Source organism: Pseudomonas sp. FW300-N2A2 (assembly GCF_017351735.1).
GTDB lineage: Bacteria > Pseudomonadota > Gammaproteobacteria > Pseudomonadales > Pseudomonadaceae > Aquipseudomonas > Aquipseudomonas migulae.
On sequence record NZ_JACNDU010000001.1, the window covers coordinates 270,466 to 292,066 of the forward strand.

A 21,601-nucleotide genomic window follows, 5' to 3' on the forward strand; every position below is an offset into this window, starting at 1 on the left:
TTATTCCTCGGTCAACGCGGAACCTGCCCGGTCGAGCAGCGGCTTGAACAGATAGTTGAGGAGCGAACGTTCACCGGTGCGCACAAACATTTCCGCGGGCATGCCGGGCTTGATCACCAGGCCATTGAGTTTTTCCATGGCGTGTTCGCTGACGCTGCTGCGCAGTACGTAATACGGAGCACCGGTTTTCTCATCGACCATCTGGTCGGCGGAAATCAGGCTGACTTCGCCGGGAACCCGTGGCGTGCGGCTCTGGTTGAACGCGGTGAACAAAATGTCCACCGGCAAGTGCGTACCGACCTTGTCGATCAGGTTGATCGGCAGATGCCCTTCCACTTCCAGGCGAGTGCCCTGCGGAACGATTTCCAGCAGGGTTTCGCCCTGGCGCACCACCGCACCTTCGGTATGCACCCCGAGGTTGACCGCGATGCCGTCGGCGGTGGCGATGATTTCGCTGTGCTGCAAGTCGAAACCGGCGGAGGTCAGTTGCTCCTCCAGCGTCACGCTTTTGAGCTGCGCGTCGGCCAGCTGGGTGCGAACTTCTTTCTGGTATTCCTCGATGTGTTGTTGCAGTTTCAGCCGCGATTCGAGGATGCCCTGCTCCACCCGGCCGCTTTCGCCGGTGTTTTCTGCTAATTGTTGTTGCACCTGCGACAGTTGGCGCTGGTACTCCATCAGCCGATTTCGCGGGATGTAGCCGTTGTCCGCCAGCGGCTGAAGGTTGCTCAGTTGCTGTTGCAGGGAACTGGCCTGGGCGGTCAAGTCCGAGCGTGCGCGGCGCATCCCGGCCAGTTGCGCGCCAGCGCCTTCGATGCTGGCGCGCAAGGCAGCCTGCTCGCGGGAAAACGCTTCACGGCGGCTGCTGAACAACTGCCGCTGGCCTTCCAGTACCAATGCCAGACGCGGGTCGGGATCGTTGCTCAGTTCGGCGGGGAAACTCACCTGATTGAGGTTGTCCCGTTCGCTTTGCCAACGCGCCAGGCTGGCCCAGGCCATGCGGTATTGCGCTTGCAGGGATTGCACGTCGGCGGCGACTTGGGTCTGGTCGAGTTGAAACAGCGGCTGACCCTGCTTCACCGCTTGACCTTCGCGCACCAGAATCCGGCTGACCACCCCGCTGCTCATCGATTGCACCGCTTTGCGCTTGCCCGAGACCACCACGGTGCCTTGCACCGGAATACCTTGGTCGAGCGGCGCCAGGCTGGCCCAAGTGAAGAAACTGCCGGCGCCGACGATGGCCAGAATCCAGCCCATGCGCGCAAAAAACCGAGCATCGCGCTCGGGGCGTTCGGCGATGTAGTCGTGTTCCATGCTGGCTTCGTTGAGGTTGCTCATACACCCGAACTCCTTGTCGAGGGCTGATACTGCCGGCTCATGCTCAACCCACCCGGTGCCTGCGCAGGCTTTTGTTCCTGGGCGCCGGAAAGCGCCTTGAGCACGTCCTGGCTCGGGCCGAACGCTTGCAAACGACCGTCGTTGAGCACCAGCAACTTGTCGGCCTGGGCCAGCGCCGAAGAGCGGTGAGTCACCAGGATCACGCTGGTGCCCTGGGCTTTCATCTGCGCAATGGCACTGGCCAATGCTGCTTCGCCGACGGTGTCGAGGTTGGAGTTCGGTTCGTCCAGCACCACCAGGCTCGGCTTGCCGTACAAGGCACGTGCCAGTGCCACGCGCTGCTTCTGACCGCCGGACAAACCACTGCCGTCCTCGCCGAGCAGCGTGTCGTAACCCTGAGGCATGCGCAGGATCAGTTCATGCACACCCGCCTGTTGCGCAGCTGCGACGACGGTTTGCGGATCGGCCTCACGGAACCGGGCGATGTTTTGCGCGATGCTGCCGCTGAACAGTTCGATGTCTTGCGGCAGATAACCGATGTAGGGACCGAGCTCGTCGCGATTCCAGCGATGAATATCGGCACCGTCGAGGCGCACCGTGCCACCAAGGGTCGGCCAGACGCCGACCAGCACTCGGGCCAGGGTCGATTTGCCGGAACCGGAAGCGCCCAGCACGCCGAGCACTTCGCCGGCATCGAGGCTGAAATTGACCAGGTGCAACGTCGCACCACGCTGCCCCGGAGGACCGGCGCTGACCTGTTCAAAACGGATGTGGCCCTTCGGTGCCGGCAGCGCCATGACGTCGTCGCCCGGCGGGAAGGCTTGCAGCAAAGCATCGAGACGGCGGTAAGCGAGCTTGGCGCCGCTCCACTGTTTCCAGACCGCGATCAATTGATCGATGGGGCTCAGGACGCGGCCCATCAGGATCGAACCGGCAATCATCATCCCGGCAGTCATGTCGCCCTTGATCACCAGCAGCGCGCCCAGACCCAATACGAGGGATTGCAGGCACAGACGCAAGGTTTTGCTCAGGGAACTGATGACCGCGCCGGTGTCGCTGGCCTTGTTCTGCTGGCCGAGGAAACGCGAATGCACCTGGAACCAGCGATGACGCAAGGCGCCGAGCATGCCCATGGCTTGAATGGTTTCAGCGTTATGCAGGTGACTGGTGGCCATCTGGCTGGACTTCTGGGAGAAAACCGCCGCGTCTCCCAAAGGCTTTTTGGTCATGGCCTCATTGAGGCACGCCAGCCCGATCAGCACTACCGCGCCCGCCGTGGCAAACACGCCGAGCCAGACATTGAACAGATAGATCACGAGCAGGTACACCGGGAACCAGGGGGCATCGAAGAAGGCGAACAGCGCCGGGCCGGTCACGAACTGGCGAATGTGAGTCAAATCCCCCAGCGACTGCCCGGCGTTGCCTTCGCCCCTGAACAAATTGCGCTCGAAAGCGGCCTGGTAAACCCGCAGGTTGAAGCGGCGCTCCAGTTGGCTGCCGATACGAATGACGATAAAACTGCGAATAATCTCCAGCAAGCCGATAAACGCAAAGAACCCCACGACCATCAGCGACAACATGGCCAGCGTGGTTTCATTTTGCGATGACAGCACCCGGTCATAGACCTGGAGCATATAAATAGAAGGCACTAACATCAGAATGTTGATTAGCGCCGTAAAACAACCGACGCTGATCAGAATGCTCTTGTAATCACCCAGCGCCCTTATTAACGGCGTGGAAACCGGGTTATTCGCCATCTTCATGGGCTCTTCCTGAGGTGTTGTCCCGCGCCTGCCTGGCGAGGTCGTTACTTACACTTTAATAACAACTTGGCGCCTCTCGATTAATCAAGCGGGTGCTCAAGTATTATGATCAGCCCGGACTTTGAAGTGCCTCGATACAGCCCGTCGCGCTGACGACTGAAAAACACAATCTTCGACCCTTCCTTGCCGGTGAGCGCGATGCCGTCGGGCTCAGGGAACCAGCCGACCGGTTGCTCCTCCAGCCATTCGACGAGGCACTCTGTGCCGTCGCCCAACGTCTGGTTGGCTTTGAATTCGAGGGGGCAAACGATCGACGGGTTGTCTTGCTGCGTCACCCGCCATTTTCCCGCCAGCTCCGACGGGTCTGCCAACTTCAGGCTGCTTGCCATGGCTACATCTCCAAAAAACATCATGAGCGCGGCTAACAGCCACACGTTTGTTTTGCAGGTAAAAGCGTTACAAATCATAGGCGTTTCACTCAGGGTCGTGGCTCAAGTGACAAAGGGCGGCGCATCGGCGCCGCCCTCCTTCTGCCTTGAATCAGGCCACGATGTCCGAGTACGCCGCCTGGCCGACGGTGCTGACCAGGAAGTCCGCCACGCCATGCCCGGAGAAGTCCACCGACAACAAGCTGTTACCACCAGAGGTCGTCAGCACGGCATCGCCCGCCGCCCCCGTGAATGCGCTAACGAAATGCAGGCCTGCACCGTTGGTGATGCCGGTCAGGTCGATCTTGTCGAGGCCGCTGACAAAATCGAGGATCTGGTCGACTGCACCCGGTTTGGAGTCGCTGCTGGCGGCGAACACGAAGGTGTCCGAACCGGCGCCGCCCCACAACTTGTCCGCACCGCCCGCGCCGTAAAGGATGTCGTTGCCGGCACCGCCCTTCAGCTCGTTGGAGACACCGTTACCGATCAGCAAATCATTGCCCGAACCGCCAATGGCGTTTTCGACGGTGACGCCCTTGGCGATGGACACGTTACCCACCAGGCCGCCAACGTCGGAGAACGAGGTCTCATTGAGGTTGATCTTCTGGTTTTGGGTAAACCCGGAGAAATCCAGGGTGTCCTTGCCGCCCGCATCCCACACCGAAAACACGACCTTGTCCGCCGACGAAGACGCGCTCAGGAAATCGCGACCGGTGTTGGAGTTGAAGCCGTAAGTGGTGTCACCGGTGCGGGTGGTAGTGTTGGCGCCGTAGAGTTTCTGGATGGCCGCGATATCGTCGATCAACGGGCCCGACGCATAAGCTTCGACGCCACCCTTGCTGAAGTTCTGGCTGGTGTTGCTTTCACTCCAGTAACTCATGACGCTGTAGCCGCGGGTGTCTTGCCCGTAGGACGCGTCATTGTAGGTCGGTGCGCCTTCACCGGCGTTGTAGTCGCCGGGGTGAGCCAGACCAAGGGTGTGCCCGATTTCGTGGGTCAGGGTTTGCCGGCCGTAGTTGTTCAGGTCCGGGGTCTTGTTGGGCGTGTAGCTGCTGTTGATCAGGTACCAGGAAGTCCCGTCGTAACCTGCGCCCGTGCCAGGCAAATAAGCGAATGCCGCTGCGCCGTCCTGGCCGCCGCTGTAGTTGCCGAAGGTCATGTGACCGTCGCCGCCGGTGGCCTTTTCCGTGAAGGTGACATTGGCGACGTCGGCCCAGGATTGCAGGGCGAGCACGGTCTGGCCTTTCTGCTGGGCACTGAACTGACTGAACCCGGTAATCCCGTGCTTGTTCATGGTGCTCGACGAGGCCGAGGTCAGGAACGTGTAGGTCAGTTCGATTTTGCCGCTGCCGTCCTTGTCCTGGTAGGCAGCTCCGTCGCGCAGCAATTGGGTGGCTGCCTGATCGACGGAAAACGAGGGTTTGCCATTGACTGTCAGATTGCCGCCACGGTCATACTGATGGCTGAAACTATTGATCTGGTTGAACGCAGAACTGGGAGCCGCCAAGGCTTGAAATGGCTGGAATGCCTGTTCAGCGGAATCAATAGCGCTGTCTTTTACTTTCGACATAAACACACTTCCTTGTTTTGCTATGGAACAGTTTTTTTAGATAGCAACAATCTCTGGCGAGATCGTCCTATCACTCGCCCAATGAAGGCGAAAGAAAACTGACACAATTTGAAATCAATCGTCCACTACTTTTTTGGCGTCAAGTTTGCGCACTTCAGAATATGCCCGAAAACAATAGGCGCGATTAGAAGTCGGCGTATTTAAAATAGTGAGCCAGCGTTATTGTCGGACAATCTACAATTTAAATATTAAATAAAAGTAAGTTGCCGAGATCAAAATCGTCCGACTATTGGCGTTTTGATTCGCGCACTTCCATGGGTAAAAATTAGACTTTTCGAAGAATGAGACCACACTGAATACCGGGTTAACTTTCTTCGCGGACCTCATGAAATGATCCGGGTGAAGTCGAGATGAAAAGGGTCACGCCCTTGTGGGTCGCACTCATTACCGCCAGTGCGTGTGCGGCAACGAGCCTGTGCGCGAATGCCGGGACTTCTACGGTCCTGGCAACCAGCTTCGACTGCGCCAGGGCCAGCGCTGCCATCGAGAAGCTGATCTGCCGCACCCCACAACTGAAGCAGATGGACATTGAACTGACGCGCCTTTATCGCCTCGCGCTCACAGACGATCATTCAGTGCCGCGGCCTGACAAAGTCGAGATCGAACAACGGTTCTGGGTGGACGCCCGCAATCGCTGCTCTGCCGAGGCGGAGCCCAAGGCCTGCACGATCCGCAGTTATGCCGAGCGTGCGCATCAGCTTCGCCAAGGCTCGGTGATTGCACGAACCAAGGACCCGAGCAGGCTCACCGACGGCCCGGTAGCCTTTCGTTGCACCGGGCTCAACGCGCTGATCGCCGTCACTTACTTCAATGTCGAGCCGCGTGTCGTGTACCTGAAATGGGCGAATACCTCTGCCACCCTTATCCAGGTACCAAATGATTCCGCTACCCAATTCAACGGCAAGGATTACCGGGGGAGCTACAGCTTCTTGCAGAACGGCAGCGATGCCTTGTTCCAGATACCCGGCTCGGGGCAAATGAGTTGCACGGTCGAGCCGGTCGGCTGATTGCGCAACGGGACATCCTGTCCCGATGCGTTGGTGCAACCTGTCAGCTGCCCGTGCGAATCTTGTTCCACACCCGCGTCCGAATCCGGTCGATATTCAGCGGCATCGCTTCCAGCGCGAACAGTTTCCCCATCATTTCCGGGCTCGGATAAACCTTGGTGTCGTTCTTGATTGCCGGGTCGATCAGGCTGTCAGCCTGTTCGTTGCCATTGGCGTAGTGCACGTAGTTGCTGATGCTGGCCATGACGGCCGGGCGCAACAGGTAGTCCATGAAGGCGTAGCCGGCTTTTTCGTCCGGGGCGTCGGCGGGCATGGCGACCATGTCGAACCAGATGGCGGCGCCTTCCTTGGGAATCGCATAGCCGATGTCCACGCCGTTCTTGGCTTCCCTGGCGCGGTTTTCGGCCTGCAGGATGTCGCCGGAGAAACCGACCGCCACGCAGATGTCGCCGTTCGCGAGGTCGCTGGTGTACTTGGACGAGTGGAAATAGCTGACGTAAGGCCGGACTTTCATCAGCAGCGCTTCAGCCTTCTTGTAGTCTTCCGGGTTCTTGCTGTGATGCGGCAAGCCCAGGTAGTTCAGCGCGGCCGGCAGCAGTTCTGGCCCGTTGTCGAGGATGGCCACGCCGCACTTCTGCAGTTTTGCCATGTTTTCGGGTTTGAAGATCAGGTCCCAGGAATCCACCGGCGCGTTTTCGCCCAACACCGCTTTGACCTTGGCAATGTTGTAGCCGATGCCAGTGCTGCCCCACAGGTACGGGAAGCCGTGCTCGTTGCCCGGGTCGTTGGTTTGCAGGGCTTTGAGCAGTACCGGGTTGAGGTTTTTCCAGTTCGGCAACTGGCTCTTGTCGAGCTTCTTCAGCGCCCCGCCCTCGATCTGCCGCGCCATGAAGTGGTTGGACGGGAACACCACGTCGTAACCGGATTTGCCGGTCATCAACTTGCCGTCGAGGGTTTCGTTGCTGTCGTACACGTCATAGCTGAAGCCGATGCCGGTTTCTTTCTGAAAGTCTTTCGTGGTGTCCGGGGCGATGTAGTCCGACCAGTTGTAGATCTTCACGGTGTCGGCGGCGTGACTGAGGCTCACGAAGAGCGCCAAGGGAGCGAGTGCCAGTATCTTTCGGATCATGAGTGGATTCCTGTGTGAGTTTTTGTTGGCAGGCAATCAGAGGATCAAAAAATCAAAACGTAGGTCTTGCGCACGGTTTCCTGGATGTCCCAGATACCGAGGCTGTTGGCTGGCAACATCAGTGCGTCACCGGCTTCTATGTGGAGGGTTTCACCGTCATCCGGAGTGAAGGTGCAGCGCCCCTGGATGAAATGACAGAATTCCTGGGCCACGATCTGCCGACGCCAACGGCCGGGGGTGCATTCCCAGACGCCGGTCTCGACACCGTCGTCGCGTTCGACGCTGGTGGTGGACGCCACCGCCACGGGAGTTCCCAACGGCACGGCGACCGGGTTTGATTCGTCCAGTTTCAGGGTTGCGGTGTTCTTGAACTGCGTGATGCCCATGGGAGTACCTGTCTATGGAGAAAGCGCCGATTACTGCATGAAACCTTCCATGATCCCGGCGACCCCGCTGGCCAGTTTGCGTCGCCAAGGCGCGGTAGCCGGGTTGGCCAGGGTCTGGTCTTCATGGACGAAGCTGCGGATGATCGCGTTGTAGCCGAGCCAGCGGCAGGGTTCCGGTTCCCAGGGTTTCAGTGCATCGAGACCGCCCTGAGGGATGACCCACGGCTGGCGAACCAGCTCGGTATCGCGTTGCAGGATCAAGTCAGCCAAGGTCCGTCCACCCAGGTTGCTGGCACCAACGCCCTCCCCGCCATAACCGCCGGAAATCGCAATGCCGCTCGCTTGATCGCACAGCATGTGCGGCTTGAACCGCCGGGACATGCCGAGGTTGCCGCCCCAGCCATGGGTAATACGTACGTTCTTGAGTTGCGGGAAAAGTTCGCCGAACAGGTAACGCCGCAAGTCGACTTCACTGGCGGTCAGGTCGAAGTCATGGCGCAGCTTGCCGGCAAACTGATAGCCACCCCGCGCGCCGAACACCAGGCGGTTGTCCGCCGTACGCTGACCGTAAGTCACCTGGCGACTGCTTTCGCCGAACGCCTGCCCGTGGCTCAGGCCGATTTCGTCCCAAGTGGCGGCGGACAGCGGTTCGGTGGCGACGATCAGGCTTTGCACCGGCAACTGATAACGCCCCAGCGGAGGCAGCGTGGTCGCGTACCCTTCTACCGCCGGAACGATCCAGCGGCTGCTCACCATAGCCTTCGCCGTGCGCAGGCTGCCCGATTGCCAGTGGGTGACCGGACTGTTTTCGTAAATCCTGACGCCCATGCGTTCGACCGTCCGGGCCAGACCTCGCACCAACTTTGCCGGGTGCAGGGTCGCCACGTGCGGTGCATAGATACCGCCATAAGGCTTGGCGATTCTGATCTGTTGCGCCAACTGCTCGGGGCTGAGCCAGCGGTAATGGCTTTCCGTCAGGCCCTGGCCATACAGTTTGTCCAGATACTGTCGCAGGCTGGTTTCCTGTTCCGGATACCGCGCCGCGCAATACAGCGCCCCGCCTTTACGGTAATCGCACGCGATGCCTTCTCGTTCGAGGACAACTTCAACTTCATCGGGAATGCTATGCAGCAGGTCATACGACGCCCGCCGCTGCCCGGCCGGTAAATCGGCGAGCAAGCGGTCTTCCCCCAGGAGGTTGCCCATCAACCAGCCGCCATTACGCCCGGAGGCGCCAAAACCGGCGGTCTGCGCTTCAACGATGGCAATGTTCAGGCCCGGCGCCAGGCGCTTGAGGTAGTACGCAGTCCAGAGCCCGGTGTACCCCGCGCCGATGATGGCGACGTCGACGTCAAGATCGTGTTCCAGCGCCGGACGCGCCAACAACGGCTCGTCGAGTTGATCCATCCACAAACTGATAGTGCGCCACGCCGGCATGCAAGACTCCGCCACTCAAACTTCGATGGCGTTGATCCTAGTGCGTGGGCTCAGAGGCTGTCTTGCGCGCGTGCACGCAAAGAAATTTGTTTGACGTAGGCCTTGGGCGACAGACCGGTGTGCTGGCGAAAACAGCTGTAGAACGCCGAGAGCGAATTGAAGCCGGCGGCAAATGCCAGATCGTCGATACGCAGTGGCGGCGCGGCGTTCTCCAGCGCGGCGAGCACATGTTGCAAGCGCGCCTGGTTAACGTAGCGGTAGAAACTCTGGCCCAGCACCTGGTTGAGCAGATAGGACATCTGATTGCGGCTGTACCCGCACGCCTTCGCCACCCGTTGCAAATCGAGCTCCGGGGCCAGATAGGGTTGCTGGTGCTGGAAGTACTGTTGCAGGTCCTGCGCCATGAAACTCAATTGACGCGGCGACAACCCGAGCCGGCTGACGGCCGGGCGTGCACTGTTTGCGGTTTTGCTGACGGGCTGCTCATGCACCAACGAGGCGTATTCGTTGACTCGCCAGATCAGACCGTCGCGGACGGTAATCGCCTCGCTGGCCCGAAATGACACCAACCCTTCACCACCGCGCAGGGTAATGCGGTACTGAATGAACGCGGTGTTGCCGTCCAGACGGATGCGATCCGAGTGCTCCAGCGCTTCATCCGGATCGCGCGGCATGCTGCTGCGCACGTACTCGCGCAACTCGTCCAGCCCCATCACGCGGTTCTGGAAGAAGTCGCTGTACTGGATGTCCGGGTGATACAACGCCATGACACCGTCCAGGTCGCGGTGCTTCCAGCGCAGGTGATAGCGCATGACCGTCTCGCTCGTGGCCTGGGTTTGCAGCGGACCATCATCATCGGCATGCATAAAGGACTCGACGAGAAAAAGGCGAGCTTGCCGAAATTCCGCACCGGCTTCAATGAGCAAGCAGTACCGGCCTTTTGCTGAAAGGTCACAGCGCTGGGAGCCGAATCAAAAAAAAGCAACCAATTGCCAATCGGCCTGAAAAATCCACATTATTTTCACATGCGGGTGCTACTTTTAAAGACAGTCAACGGTTGAGCCAATGAAGGCTCTTCCCTCCTAACATGAGCTAACGGAAGCGCTCGATGAATCAGGCGGGCAACATATGAATAAAGGGTTCAGTAAAGTCACCTTTCCAAACGCCTGCCAGCTGATGCGCTGGCATTTTCATCCCATGGGTTTTGAGGCGAGCATGGACGCACCGGGCAGCATGATTGCCCGTCTTTTTGACCGTGCCACGGGCGAGACCATGATCGCCATTGCCGGCATTCCATGCGCCACTGTCATGAACGCAGCGGACGTAGAACGAATCATCGAAGCGGTGGAGGATGAGCTTGAGTCTTTCATTCCTCCGGTGGCCCTCAAGAGTTATGCCTGAAGGTTGAAGCGCAGCTGCCATAAAAAAAGCCCACATCTTGTGGGCTTTTTTGTGAGTACGGGTTTACGCCGATGTCTTGCCCCGGTGATCGGCAAAAAACGCCTTGCCCTTGCCGATCCGGTCGGAAGCCTTGGGCATGTTCGCCGCTTGGGTGTCCTGGCCATCGACATACCAGTAGCAATGGCTGACCGCCCGGGTGATGCCCACATAGGCCAGTCGCAGAATCTCGTCTTTTTGCGCGTTATCGTAAGCTTCGTTGTCGCCAGCCTTGCCCAGACCCGCCATGCGGTAGACCTGATTCTTGTAGGGCGAACTGGTCAGGTGCTGGCAATCTCCCAGCAAAAACACAGCGTCGGCCTGAAGACCCTTGGCACTGTGATAGGTCAACTGCTTCAGTCGTCGCGACTCGTACGGCAAGCTAGAATCAACATTAACTACAGGCTGAATATGCTCTTCTATCAATGACTTATCGCTGCTTTTTCGATAAAGCATCAAGATTGTATCGCCCTGCCTGTAGTGTTCCATCAACCGCCTGGCCAAGCCTTGATCATCCCGATCGAGCACGTTGACTGGCAGCAATGCCTTCGACTCGCCACTGGCCTTGGCCTTCTTGCCGGCGATGGCCGGTGCGGCGCGTACGATGTGTTCGGCGGCATCGATGATGTGTTGATGGCTGCGATAGTTGTCGCTGAGCATGACCTTGGTCGTGCTCGGCGACGGGAACTCCTTGTTGAACTCCATGAAATACGTCGGCGAACTGCCGCGCCATCCATAAATGGACTGCCAGTCATCACCCACGCACAGCAGCGACGAACGCTGAGCGCCGCGTCCCACGTGCATGGCCGGGCCGCGACTGCGAATCTCGGCGAGGCTGGCGCGAATCCAGGAAACAATCTGCGGCGATACGTCCTGAAACTCGTCGATCATCAGGTGCGACAACGGTCGCAGCAGTTCATCGCTCAACAGCTTCTGGTTTTCCGGGGAATGCTCGCTGAACAAGGCGAACATGCGGTTGTAGGTCATCACCGGCGGCTTCTGATCCAGCAGATGATCTTCCAGGGCTCGCCAGAACAGGCTCAAGGCCTCGAAGAAAAACCGGTCCGGGTCGTCCTTGGCGAAGCTCATCTGGCCCACGGCATTCGGAACATCCAGGCCAAGGTTTTCGATAAACCCGGCCGCCGCGACAAAACAGTCCAGCAACGGCGCGGAACCGAGCTCGCCCTTGACCTTGTAATCGAACCCCGGCCCGGCGCTGGCATCGCCCGCAAGGGAGGCCAAAACACGCTTTGAAGCTTCATAACTATCTAACCATATCAAAGGCTTACGGCAGAAAGCTTGAAACAGGGTTCGCTTTACCGCCCATTCCGCACGGACGCTGAGCTTGGCATTCGGGCGGCTGACCTGCGGGTTTTCCCGAGGATCGAAACCCAGCACGACCCACGCGTCCAGGCTCGGAATGTAGCCATGGCAATGAAAGGTCGAGCCGTTGATATCAAACGACTGGCGATTGGGCTCGATGCCTTTGATGGGCCAGGCACCCGCGCGAAACCACAAATCTTCAATCAAGTCGCACAGTTCTTCATCACGCTTGGCGGCCAGTTCGGTCACGGCCATGCGTTTTTGCACGTCCGGGTGATCGCGCTCCAGCTCCTTGAGCTGCAAGGCATGGCGCGACAACGGCTTGATCAGTTCGCGAAAGCGCTCATCACGCGTGTGCAGGTTGTGATAGCAGGCGTTGAGCTGCTGACGCTGGGCGTCGTTGATGCGCAAATCGAAAGGATTGCTATCGGCCTCATCATCAGCACCTTGCACACGGTTGCTGAGGTTTTCGAACGCTTGTAGCCGCTCGAAGCCCGGCAGGCTGCGCACCATGGGCAGGATCCGCGAATGGAAGGTGCGCACCAGGTCCCGCGCCTCCTTGAAACCGAGCGGCCGCCCCCAGAGCGCAAACATCTCGATCAGTTTGTTGATGAAGTCCTTGCGTGACTCCCGTGTAAAGGTCACGACGGTCATTGAGCTCAGCTCGAAGCCCAGATAGTGGGTCAGCAGCAAAATACGCAGCACCAGGGTAGTCGACTTGCCCGCCCCCGCGCCGGCAATGACCGACGTCGATGGCGTATCGCTGAAGATCATTTTCCACTGCGCGGTGCTAGGTTGAGCGTGCGGCGCGAGCAAACGAGCGACATCGGCCTTCATGCGCTTCTTCAGCTCTGCGCTCAATGGCAGGCGCCAGTCGTCGAACAGGTTGTCATCGACGTTGGGGGGCCGGTGTTCGGTGGAGCGCGAGTCACGAATCAGCAACACCTGCCGACCTTCCTCCAGACCTTCGAGCTTGCCTTCCTTATAGCCGTAATCCACCCCGGCGCTGTGACCGCTGCGAAAACCGTCGGCCTGGCCATGCAGCCATGACGCCCGATGTTGTGCACGCAGACGCGTCAGCCCGTGGCCAAAGAATCGGGCGGCCAGGCGCTTGAGCAGCGGCATCTCGGCCAAGGGACGAAGTTCAGGAGGAAGATCGGGGGTGTGTTGCGGCACGCGGGCTGACTCCAGGGTGTGAGGCTGTTGAGGGCTATGGTGTCTGCATTTGCCGTTCAGTTCTAGTGAAATGCTTACAGGTCATTGGCTTATGCGATGAAGTGAAGGCTGGGTGAGAATGTTTCGAGGTGATTTGATATCAATTTATTCGATTGTATTGAGGCATTTTTTACGCTTTTTATCGATCAGTGCCTGATAGATGATGCTCGCCATTCACCACCCCTTACAGGAGACGATCATGCTCGAACTCAGACCCTTCAACTCCCTGGGCGGCGCCCACCATGGCTGGCTGGATGCTCATCACCACTTTTCGTTCGCCGAATACTACGACCCTAAACGCATGAACTGGGGCAACCTTCGGGTGTGGAACGACGACGTAATCGCCTCGGGTACCGGTTTCCCGAAACACCCGCATCGGGACATGGAAATCATCACATATGTCCGTGAAGGTGCGATTACCCACGAGGACAACCTCGGCAACAAGGGCCGCACCGAAGCAGGTGACGTGCAGGTCATGAGCGCCGGCACCGGGATCGCTCACAGTGAGTACAACCTGGAAGCGACTGAAACCAGGATCTTCCAGATCTGGATCATCCCGAACGAAACAGGCCTGGCACCGTCCTGGGGTGCGAAACCATTCCCTAAAGGCCAGCGCGAAGGCTTCGTGACCCTGGCCAGCGGCAAGGCCGGCGACGATCAAAGCCTGCGGATCCGTGCGGATGCGCGCCTGGTTGCGGCGAACCTGAAGGCTGGCGAGTCTGCGGAGTATCGTCTGGACAATGGCCGCCGTGCTTACCTGGTTCCGGCGACGGGTGCGATTGAAGTCAATGGCTTGCGAGCACAAGCTCGAGATGGTGTTGCGGTGGCTGATGAGCAGGTGTTGCGCGTGACGGCCATTGAAGACAGTGAGATTGTTTTGGTGGACCTGGCTTGATTGGGTAAATGCCGGGCAAAAAAAGGGGCGACTGTCATAGTCGCCCTTTTTTTTGCTTCGGGATTTGCGGCGTGTCTGATGCCGCCATCGCCGGCAAGCCGGCTCCTACAGGGCCAGCGCAATCCTTTGTAGGAGCTGGCTTGCCAGCGATGGGGCCCTCAACTATTTCGCAGAGATAGCGCCATCCACCAATGTTTGAGCTTCGGCAACCAACTGCTTCAGATGCTCGTCACTGACGAAACTCTCGGCGTAGATCTTGTAGATGTCTTCGGTACCCGACGGACGCGCCGCGAACCAGCCGTTTTCGGTCATGACTTTCAAACCGCCGATCGCCTGGTCATTACCCGGCGCGTGGCTGAGGATGCTCTGGATTGCTTCGCCCGCAAGCTGGGTCGAGGTGACCTGCTCCGGTGACAACTTGCTCAGCAAGGCTTTCTGTTGCGGATTGGCCTTGGCATCGACCCGCACCGAGAACGGTTCGCCCAGTTCATCGGTCAACGCGCGATACGCCTGGCTCGGGTCGCGACCGGTGCGGGCGGTCATTTCCGCAGCCAACAGGGCCGGGATCAAGCCGTCCTTGTCAGTGCTCCACACACCACCGTCCTTGCGCAGGAACGAGGCGCCGGCGCTTTCTTCGCCGCCAAAACCCAGCGAGCCGTCGAACAGACCGTCCGCAAACCATTTGAAACCGACCGGCACTTCGTACAAACGACGGCCCAAACGCTTGGCCACGCGATCGATCAAGCCACTGCTGACCACGGTTTTACCCACGGCTGCATCGGCGCGCCATTGCGGGCGGTTCTGGAACAGGTAGTCGATGGACACTGCCAGGTAGCTGTTCGGCGCGAGCAAACCACCGGACGGCGTCACGATACCATGGCGATCGTGATCCGGGTCGCAGGCGAACGCGACGTCAAAACGCTCTTTCAGGCCGATCAGGCCTTGCATGGCGTGGCTGGACGAAGGGTCCATGCGGATCTGGCCATCCCAGTCGACCGTCATGAAGCGGAAGGTCGGATCGACCTGCGTATTCACCACGTCCAGATCCAGCTTGTAATGCTCGGCAATCGCCGACCAGTACCGCACCCCTGCTCCGCCCAGCGGATCGACGCCCAGACGCAGTTTGGCGTCGCGGATGGCGTCAAAGTCGATCACGTTGATCAGGTCGGCGACATAGGTGTTGAGGTAATCGTGACGATGCGTGGTGCTGGCCTTCAGCGCCTGCTCGTAGCTGATGCGCTTGACGCCGGCGAGCTTGTTGCCCAGCAGCTCGTTGGCCTTGGCTTCGATCCACTTGGTGATGTGGGTATCGGCCGGGCCACCGTTGGTGGGGTTGTATTTGTAGCCACCGCTTTGCGGCGGGTTATGGGACGGCGTGATGACGATGCCGTCCGCCAGGCCCGAGGTGCGGCCACGGTTGTAGCAGAGAATCGCGTGGGAAATCGCTGGTGTCGGGGTGTACTCGTCACCCTCGGCAATCATCACCGTCACGCCGTTGGCGGCCAGCACTTCAAGGGCGCTGGCGCCCGCCGGGGTGGACAGCGCGTGGGTGTCGATGCCGACGAACAGCGGACCATCGATGCCCTGGGCTTCGCGGTACAGGCAGATCGCCTGGCTGATCGCCAGAACGTGCCATTCGTTGAAACTCAAGTCGAACGAGCTACCTCGGTGCCCGGACGTGCCGAAAGCGACACGCTGGGTGGAGATCGCGGCATCGGGCTGGCCGGTGTAATAAGCCGTTACCAGTCGCGGGATGTCGACCAACAACTCTGCCGGTGCCGGTTTGCCCGCAAAAGGACTGAGTGTCATGCAAAACCTCTGAATAGAGTGGTTCAGGAATAGGGACGCAGTTTACTGGCAGTTTGACCGCAACGCGATGGGATCGATCCACGGACGCAAAGGATGTTTTGCGAACATGCTCAGTCTACCGATTCCAGGCGCAGGGCATCGCCGAGCAGGCTCAGTGCAGCGGCCAGATCATGATCACCGCCAAAGCTATGACTGAGGCGAAAGTGTTGCGTGTGCAGGCCCTGCAAACTGAACAGCTCGCCCGGCGCAATCACCACCTGATGCTTGAGCAGGCGCTGAAACACCCGCCGCACATCAACCTGTCGCAGGGAGCGCACCCAAATCGTTGCCCCACCCTGAGGCTCGACAAAATGCAAGGCATCGCCCAGGCGCTCCTGCAACAACTGCGTCATCTGCACCTTGCGGTCCTTGAGCAACCTGCGCAGCACATGAAGGTGCTGGTCGATCCGTCCGTTACCGTACAAACGGGCAATGGCTTTCTGGCGAATCGGCGACAGGCGAAAGGCACGCAGTAAAAAGTGCCGCTGCAATTCGGCGCTGAAATGCCGTGACAACAGAAAGCCGTAGGGCGCTTCCGGGCCGATGATTTTCTCGAACGTGGAAAACACGATCAGCCGCTCAGGGTCGAGCAGATCGCGAAACCGCAAGCCGCCCGGTTCGAATTCGAGTTCGCCGTAGCAATCGTTTTCCAGCGCCCAGCTGCCATGCCGTTCGAGGAGCTGCGCAATGGCTCGTCGGTTGTCGTCATCTGCGAGGCTGCCTTGCGGCATGTTCAAAGCGGATGACAGCACGACCAACCGCACCGGGTGGGTCTCCAGCAGCTTCTTGAGCTGTTCGACGTCTAGCCCGCCATCGGTTTGCAGCGGCAATTCGATCACCTGGACATCGGCGGCCTGGAGCAAGCGCAGAATCGCCCAGTCACACGGAGACTCAAGGACTACCGCGGCGTCTTTGAGGCTCAACACGGCGATCAGTATTTCCAGGACGCCGCGCAAGTCGGCGCCAATGTAAACGTCATCGGCATGCCAGCAGCGTACCGGCGTTGTGGTGTAGCGCGCTGCCAGGGCAGCACGCAGTTCCAGTTCCCCGCAGGGCTGCGAAGGCGGTTGCGGCTGGCGCGGATACTGGCGCAGCAGTTCCCGTTCCAGCAGCAGTAACGGACTGTCGAGGGGTTGCAACAATGCCGGCTCATCAGCGCTCAACACCAGCATGCCTGGGCACCTGGCACTGAAATAAACGCTTTCGAGCAAGTCATTGCCATTGCCGGGCGCATTGATGGCGGACACCGGCAACGCGTAATAGCCGGATTTGGCGACCGAATACACGCGCCCTTCTTTCTCCAGCAACGAATACGCGTACTGAATCGTCGAAATCGACACGCTCAAACGATCCGCCAACTGACGCAACGACGGCAGGCGCACACGCGTGTCGCTGACCGGTTCATTGATCAGGTGCGTCAGGTATCGGTACACCGCCTGATAAGCAAAGTCGGTCTCGCGTGGTCCTTTCAATGTCCCGCTGACCCTTCACCCGCCACCGCGGCATCATCGCCAAAGTCAGCGGCTTCAGATGGCAGGTCCACACCATCAGCATCCGGGTCAACCACCCTGCCCTCGGCTCCCGGCACAGGCCCCATCCGGTAAAGTGTGCCGAGCAGGCCGACGGGCAGCCCGCTGACGTCGACCATCCATTGCAGAATCTGCTCCGACACCGGATTGCCCTGCATTGCCCGGTGCAGATCAGGCATCGCCACCAGCATTCCGGGATGACACTGACGCAGAAAGCGCTCAAGGGCAGCACCGTTTTCGACAAAGGGTGCGAAGAGCAGGCACACCAGCTGAGCCTCGGTCAAACCGAGGTTTTTTTGCGCCTCGGCCGCGGCCAGCCCACGTTGTTCGGACAGCCTCGCCGGATTACCGAAGACCGCCACTGCCTGCTCGCACAAACGCTCCGGGAGGCGCTTGCGGCGCATCATCACCAACGCCCGTTGCAAGTATTCGGCGACACCCGCCTCATAGCTGCGACCGTGCACAAAGCACGCTTGCAGCCCTCGCACGTGTGCGGATATCGAAAGGCTGACGAATTCGTTGTCGCTGATCTGAGCCGCCAGTTCGTCAGGTTGAAAACCGAGAAACTCGGTGAGCAGCGGCCAGCGCTCTTCGAGGTTGCTGACCAGCATGTCTTGAATGTCGATGAACGTGGTACGGCGACAGGCCTCGAAGCGCTCGGCCGGCCGCCATGCCGCCTGCCCCTGTCCGGCATAAAACGCGCGATAGCAGTCACTGCCGATCTCATCGAGCAAGGCGAACAGTTCATCAAAGCCTGTTTCAACCGGACTTGAGGTCTTGAGCCCGGCCTTGGCCGCCGCCCGCTTCAAGCCTTCGAGAAACTGCTTTTGCTGACGTGACGTGTCACTGCTGACCAAGGCATCGACGCCACCGTCCCAACGCGCGATCTGCCCATAGAACTCGCCGGTCGCCAGATAGCCGTCGTCCCACAGATCGATTGGCCCGTTCCAGGTTCGACGGTGGCCCACCATCAGCACATTTAGCCGATTGGCTTCTCGACCGGCGTCGGAGATCGGTGCCGGGTGGCTGAACGGCAACACTTCGCGGTTATCCACCATCAGCACTTCGACCCGTGGATCGTCGTAGAGAAACAACGAACTGTAGCTGCGATGGATGTTTTCCTGGGCCATCGAGCTGGCACCGTTCATTCGCAGGGAGGCCACGCGCAACTGGAACGTGGCGGGCGCCCGGCCGGCAATGCTCAGTTGTGCGGCGCGCAGCAGCGCCAGGGTGTAGCAACTGTCCCGCGAGCCGGACTGGATCGCCAGCACCTTGTAATCGCCAATGCGCTCCATGCCCCCCGCGGCGACCACCAGACGCTGGATCATCAGTTGCAATGCCGTGCGTTCGGCCCGAGAGAAAAAACTCAGCAAGCGTTGCAGCATTTGCTGATAGACATAGTTCATCGCCTGATCATGGATATGGGTCATCTTTATTTACCTGATGCTCGTAAGTTCAGTACTGCATAAACAGCGATATGCACTGCACAGCGGATTGTCTGACACGGATGAAGTGCTGGATATTATTGTCAAAGGCTAGCACTTATACTTTTGGTAATTATTTGAAATAGTTGATCGCCGACGCTGTATCCGTCGAAGCCGGATGGCACAAAAGCCCCGTACCACCGGCATCTGGCGACTTAACAGAACATCCTAGGAAATGTCCGACAACGTCCCACATATAGGTAGTACAAGAAATAAAGATAGAAGCCGCACATGTCTTTTTGAAAGCTGCGCAAAGAATTACTGCTGGTCGGATATCTATTAACAATGTGCGTTGAAAAGTATCAGCCTGACACCCAGACATGACTCATTCCTTGAGATGAAAGTAATCATTCAATTATCAAGGCTTAGATGCTGATTAGAAGATACAGATCGAGAGCAAAAACCAGTTCAGTTGCTGAACTGACCCATCGACAGATCGATGAGACGTCCCAATGTTTTGCGAGGGGCAATAAAAAAGTCCGTGCAGGCACGGACTTTTTCAGGGGCTGTTACGCAGGTTCGACCTGAAGGGCGACCCGCTCGCGGCATGGGCATTCGTCCATGTAGCGATGTGCTTCGACAAACTCGGAAAACGGGAAGACCCGAGTCTTGAGCGGCAGCAGTACGCGATCGGCGGTCATCTGGTTGATGTCGCGCAAGGCCCGTTGCAGTGCGACCTGGTCCTGAATGATGCCCAACTCCGGCTTGCCGGTGAAATTGCCGATGCAGTGTACAAAGAACTGAATGTTCTTCTGGAACGCTGCACAGGCCGGGAATGGCGTCTGGTTACCCCCTTGCAGGCCATACAGCACCAGGCTGCCGCGAGGCGCGAGCACATCGCCGAGCAGCGACATCTGCGGGCCGCCCAGGCCATCGAACACCACATCGACACCGCGGTTATCGGTGATCTTGTTGATCCGCATAAGCAGATCTTCTTCCTCGGTGACGATGACTTTCTCGGCACCCAGCGACAGCAGGTATTCACGCTCTTCGGCCGTTTTCGTGGCGGCAATCACCCGTACACCCAAGGCTTTACCCAATTGGACGAATGAAGGCCCGGCGCAGTGGCTCGCGTCAGTCACCAGGGCAAATTGCCCAGGCTTGACCCGTGCCAGATCGGCATAACCAAAGTAAGCAATCAACAGCGGCGTGTAATGCACCGCCGCTTCAATCGGGCTCAGCACGTCCGGATAACGGGTCAGTGCCGAGCGCGGCAGAACGATTTGCTCGCCATAGACGGGATAGTCGTTCGGACTTTCAGCCGGGAAACTGGCGACCTTGTCGCCAACCGCCAGGTCATCAACGCCATCGCCAACCGCCGTCACGACGCCGGACATTTCATGGCCAAGGCCTGAAGGCAAGCGAGCATGGGAGGACGCCAGGTTCTGGCGCCAGAGTATGTCGTACCAGCTGATGCCAATCGCCTCGACGCGCACCTGCACTTCGCCCGGTGCAGGGAGAGCGGCCGCATGCTCTTCGCATTTGAGCACCTCGGCTGGACCAAACTTGTGAAAACGGATCGTGCGGGACATCGCAAACCTCGTCAAAGAAACCTCTAATGCCCTGAACTCTATCTGGGCTTTCTACCCAAGACTATCAGTGGCTATTAATAGTCGACATGCCTGTCATTGATTCCGCAGCGCCGGCGACATCTTCAAATGTCGTAAGAAACCGAAGCAGCCTTTGTAGGAAAACTGAATTACTCGGTGCAGAGTAGCAGCCTTTCCCCGTAATATTCATGCCGGCCATTGTTCTCATATGGCTGCTCCCGTCAAGCTTGATGACTCTGCCAGGACTCCAGATGAATCGTAATGACCTGCGTCGTGTCGACCTGAACCTGTTGATCGTTTTCGAAACACTGATGCACGAACGCAGTGTGACCCGCGCTGCGGAGAAATTGTTCCTCGGCCAGCCGGCGATCAGTGCTGCGCTCTCGCGCCTGCGCGGGCTGTTCGATGATCCATTGTTCGTGCGAACCGGGCGCAGCATGGAACCGTCCGCGCGGGCGGTGGAGATCTTCGCCCTGCTCTCCCCGGCCCTGGACTCGATTTCCACGGCTGTCAGCCGCGCAGCAGAATTCGACCCGGCGACCAGTACGGCGGTGTTCCGCATCGGCCTGTCGGACGATGTCGAGTTCGCTTTGTTGCCGATGCTGCTCAAGCGCCTGCGTGCCGAGTCGCCCGGGATTGTGCTGGTGGTCCGGCGGGCCAACTACATCCTGATGCCGAGCCTGCTGGCCTCGGGCGAGATTTCAATCGGCGTCAGCTACACCGCCGACCTGCCGGCCAACGCCAAGCGTAAAGTGCTGCGCCGCAGCATGCCCAAACTGTTGCGTGCCGATACAGTGCCGGGCCCGTTGAGCCTGGATGATTTCTGCGCCCGCCCCCATGCGCTGGTGTCGTTCGCCGGTGACTTGAGCGGCTTTATAGATGAAGAACTGGAAAAACTCGGGCGCAAACGTCACGTGGTACTCGCGGTGCCGCAATTCAACGGACTCAGCACGCTCCTCAGCGGGACGGATATCGTCGCGACGGTGCCGGATTACACGGCTGACGCATTGACGGCAGCAGGCGGTGTGCGGGCGGAAGATCCGCCGTTGCCGGTGCGCAGCTTTGAATTGCACATGGCGTGGCGCGGGTCGCAGGACAATGACCCGGGCGAGCGTTGGTTGAGGTCGCGGATTCAGATGTTCTTTGGGGATCCGGATAGCCTTTGAAATAAACAACCGGCGCAAACCCCAGAATCGTCTCACACC

At 59.1% G+C, this 21,601-nt stretch carries 17 protein-coding genes; 4 read left to right on the forward strand and 13 right to left on the reverse strand.

Going from position 1 to position 21,601, the window contains the following annotated elements; all coding sequences use genetic code 11:
• From J4E42_RS01050 to J4E42_RS01065, 4 genes are all read right to left on the reverse strand, one after another.
• Positions 1–1,335 carry an HlyD family type I secretion periplasmic adaptor subunit gene (locus J4E42_RS01050; RefSeq protein ID WP_207284342.1) on the reverse strand — a complete coding sequence of 445 codons (1,335 nt, stop codon included), beginning with the start codon at positions 1,333–1,335 and terminating at the stop codon, positions 1–3.
• A complete protein-coding gene (locus tag J4E42_RS01055; RefSeq protein ID WP_207284343.1) occupies positions 1,332–3,098 on the reverse strand; it encodes a type I secretion system permease/ATPase in 1,767 nt (588 codons plus the stop codon). Before J4E42_RS01055 ends, J4E42_RS01050 begins: the two co-directional genes overlap by 4 nt.
• Positions 3,099–3,178: 80 nt before the next feature.
• A complete protein-coding gene (locus tag J4E42_RS01060; protein ID WP_207284344.1) occupies positions 3,179–3,565 on the reverse strand; it encodes an AprI/Inh family metalloprotease inhibitor in 387 nt (128 codons plus the stop codon).
• Positions 3,566–3,638: 73 nt separating this feature from the next.
• Positions 3,639–5,096, reverse strand: a complete 1,458-nt coding sequence (locus J4E42_RS01065) for a serralysin family metalloprotease (protein ID WP_207284345.1) — start codon at positions 5,094–5,096, stop codon at positions 3,639–3,641.
• Between the two features lie 410 nt (positions 5,097–5,506).
• Between J4E42_RS01065 and J4E42_RS01070 the strand changes: the two genes are divergently transcribed.
• A complete protein-coding gene (locus J4E42_RS01070; RefSeq protein WP_192416339.1) occupies positions 5,507–6,163 on the forward strand; it encodes a lysozyme inhibitor LprI family protein in 657 nt (218 codons plus the stop codon).
• Positions 6,164–6,206: 43 nt separating this feature from the next.
• Here the strand turns inward: J4E42_RS01070 and J4E42_RS01075 are convergent, their stop codons facing one another.
• Genes J4E42_RS01075 through J4E42_RS01090 form a run of 4 tightly spaced genes read right to left on the reverse strand, consistent with a single transcriptional unit; the run spans position 6,207 to position 9,981 of the window.
• Complete coding sequence (locus J4E42_RS01075) at positions 6,207–7,292, reverse strand: polyamine ABC transporter substrate-binding protein (protein ID WP_207284346.1); 1,086 nt, start codon at positions 7,290–7,292, stop codon at positions 6,207–6,209.
• Between the two features lie 44 nt (positions 7,293–7,336).
• Positions 7,337–7,678: a cupin domain-containing protein gene (locus J4E42_RS01080; protein WP_008026311.1), complete on the reverse strand. Its 342-nt coding sequence runs from the start codon at positions 7,676–7,678 to the stop codon at positions 7,337–7,339.
• Between the two features lie 30 nt (positions 7,679–7,708).
• Positions 7,709–9,115 carry an FAD-binding oxidoreductase gene (locus tag J4E42_RS01085; protein WP_207284347.1) on the reverse strand — a complete coding sequence of 469 codons (1,407 nt, stop codon included), beginning with the start codon at positions 9,113–9,115 and terminating at the stop codon, positions 7,709–7,711.
• 50 nt (positions 9,116–9,165) lie between these two features.
• Positions 9,166–9,981, reverse strand: a complete 816-nt coding sequence (locus J4E42_RS01090; RefSeq protein ID WP_207284348.1) for an AraC family transcriptional regulator — start codon at positions 9,979–9,981, stop codon at positions 9,166–9,168.
• A 262-nt stretch (positions 9,982–10,243) separates the two neighbouring features.
• On the opposite strand from J4E42_RS01090, the gene J4E42_RS01095 reads away from it, so the two are divergent.
• Positions 10,244–10,516 (forward strand): DUF1652 domain-containing protein, encoded by a 273-nt coding sequence (locus J4E42_RS01095; RefSeq protein WP_192227150.1) that lies wholly within the window; start codon positions 10,244–10,246, stop codon positions 10,514–10,516.
• 63 nt (positions 10,517–10,579) lie between these two features.
• On the opposite strand, the gene J4E42_RS01100 is transcribed toward J4E42_RS01095, so the two are convergent.
• A complete protein-coding gene (locus J4E42_RS01100; RefSeq protein ID WP_207284349.1) occupies positions 10,580–13,051 on the reverse strand; it encodes a UvrD-helicase domain-containing protein in 2,472 nt (823 codons plus the stop codon).
• A 238-nt stretch (positions 13,052–13,289) separates the two neighbouring features.
• Between J4E42_RS01100 and J4E42_RS01105 the strand changes: the two genes are divergently transcribed.
• Positions 13,290–13,985 carry a pirin family protein gene (locus J4E42_RS01105; RefSeq protein WP_207284350.1) on the forward strand — a complete coding sequence of 232 codons (696 nt, stop codon included), beginning with the start codon at positions 13,290–13,292 and terminating at the stop codon, positions 13,983–13,985.
• Between the two features lie 162 nt (positions 13,986–14,147).
• On the opposite strand, the gene pgm is transcribed toward J4E42_RS01105, so the two are convergent.
• From pgm to J4E42_RS01125, 4 genes are all read right to left on the reverse strand, one after another.
• Entirely contained in the window at positions 14,148–15,794 is a 1,647-nt protein-coding gene (pgm, locus tag J4E42_RS01110; protein WP_192416332.1) for a phosphoglucomutase (alpha-D-glucose-1,6-bisphosphate-dependent), read from the reverse strand.
• A gap of 110 nt (positions 15,795–15,904) precedes the next feature.
• Positions 15,905–17,305: a PLP-dependent aminotransferase family protein gene (locus J4E42_RS01115; RefSeq protein WP_207284351.1), complete on the reverse strand. Its 1,401-nt coding sequence runs from the start codon at positions 17,303–17,305 to the stop codon at positions 15,905–15,907.
• Positions 17,302–18,792 (reverse strand): hypothetical protein, encoded by a 1,491-nt coding sequence (locus tag J4E42_RS01120; RefSeq protein ID WP_207284352.1) that lies wholly within the window; start codon positions 18,790–18,792, stop codon positions 17,302–17,304. The genes J4E42_RS01115 and J4E42_RS01120 overlap by 4 nt, the downstream gene beginning before the upstream one ends.
• A 563-nt stretch (positions 18,793–19,355) precedes the next feature.
• The gene (locus tag J4E42_RS01125; RefSeq protein WP_008044290.1) at positions 19,356–20,378 is read right to left on the reverse strand and encodes a zinc-dependent alcohol dehydrogenase family protein; all 1,023 of its coding nucleotides are present in this window, start codon (positions 20,376–20,378) and stop codon (positions 19,356–19,358) included.
• A gap of 269 nt (positions 20,379–20,647) precedes the next feature.
• On the opposite strand from J4E42_RS01125, the gene J4E42_RS01130 reads away from it, so the two are divergent.
• Positions 20,648–21,562, forward strand: a complete 915-nt coding sequence (locus tag J4E42_RS01130; RefSeq protein ID WP_259331652.1) for a LysR family transcriptional regulator — start codon at positions 20,648–20,650, stop codon at positions 21,560–21,562.
• Positions 21,563–21,601: the final 39 nt, after the last annotated feature.

Bases quoted from the DNA above. Each gene is read 5' to 3' on its own strand.
- J4E42_RS01075 (WP_207284346.1), bottom strand. From the start codon at position 7,292: ATGATCCGAAAGATACTGGCACTCGCTCCCTTGGCGCTCTTCGTGAGC.
- J4E42_RS01065 (WP_207284345.1), bottom strand. From the start codon at position 5,096: ATGTCGAAAGTAAAAGACAGCGCTATTGATTCCGCTGAACAGGCATTC.
- J4E42_RS01055 (WP_207284343.1), bottom strand. From the start codon at position 3,098: ATGAAGATGGCGAATAACCCGGTTTCCACGCCGTTAATAAGGGCGCTG.
- J4E42_RS01060 (WP_207284344.1), bottom strand. From the start codon at position 3,565: ATGATTTGTAACGCTTTTACCTGCAAAACAAACGTGTGGCTGTTAGCC.
- J4E42_RS01070 (WP_192416339.1), top strand. From the start codon at position 5,507: ATGAAAAGGGTCACGCCCTTGTGGGTCGCACTCATTACCGCCAGTGCG.
- J4E42_RS01105 (WP_207284350.1), top strand. From the start codon at position 13,290: ATGCTCGAACTCAGACCCTTCAACTCCCTGGGCGGCGCCCACCATGGC.
- J4E42_RS01090 (WP_207284348.1), bottom strand. From the start codon at position 9,981: ATGCATGCCGATGATGATGGTCCGCTGCAAACCCAGGCCACGAGCGAG.
- J4E42_RS01050 (WP_207284342.1), bottom strand. From the start codon at position 1,335: ATGAGCAACCTCAACGAAGCCAGCATGGAACACGACTACATCGCCGAA.
- J4E42_RS01125 (WP_008044290.1), bottom strand. From the start codon at position 20,378: ATGTCCCGCACGATCCGTTTTCACAAGTTTGGTCCAGCCGAGGTGCTC.
- J4E42_RS01095 (WP_192227150.1), top strand. From the start codon at position 10,244: ATGAATAAAGGGTTCAGTAAAGTCACCTTTCCAAACGCCTGCCAGCTG.
- J4E42_RS01130 (WP_259331652.1), top strand. From the start codon at position 20,648: ATGAATCGTAATGACCTGCGTCGTGTCGACCTGAACCTGTTGATCGTT.
- J4E42_RS01120 (WP_207284352.1), bottom strand. From the start codon at position 18,792: ATGACCCATATCCATGATCAGGCGATGAACTATGTCTATCAGCAAATG.
- J4E42_RS01085 (WP_207284347.1), bottom strand. From the start codon at position 9,115: ATGCCGGCGTGGCGCACTATCAGTTTGTGGATGGATCAACTCGACGAG.
- pgm (WP_192416332.1), bottom strand. From the start codon at position 15,794: ATGACACTCAGTCCTTTTGCGGGCAAACCGGCACCGGCAGAGTTGTTG.
- J4E42_RS01080 (WP_008026311.1), bottom strand. From the start codon at position 7,678: ATGGGCATCACGCAGTTCAAGAACACCGCAACCCTGAAACTGGACGAA.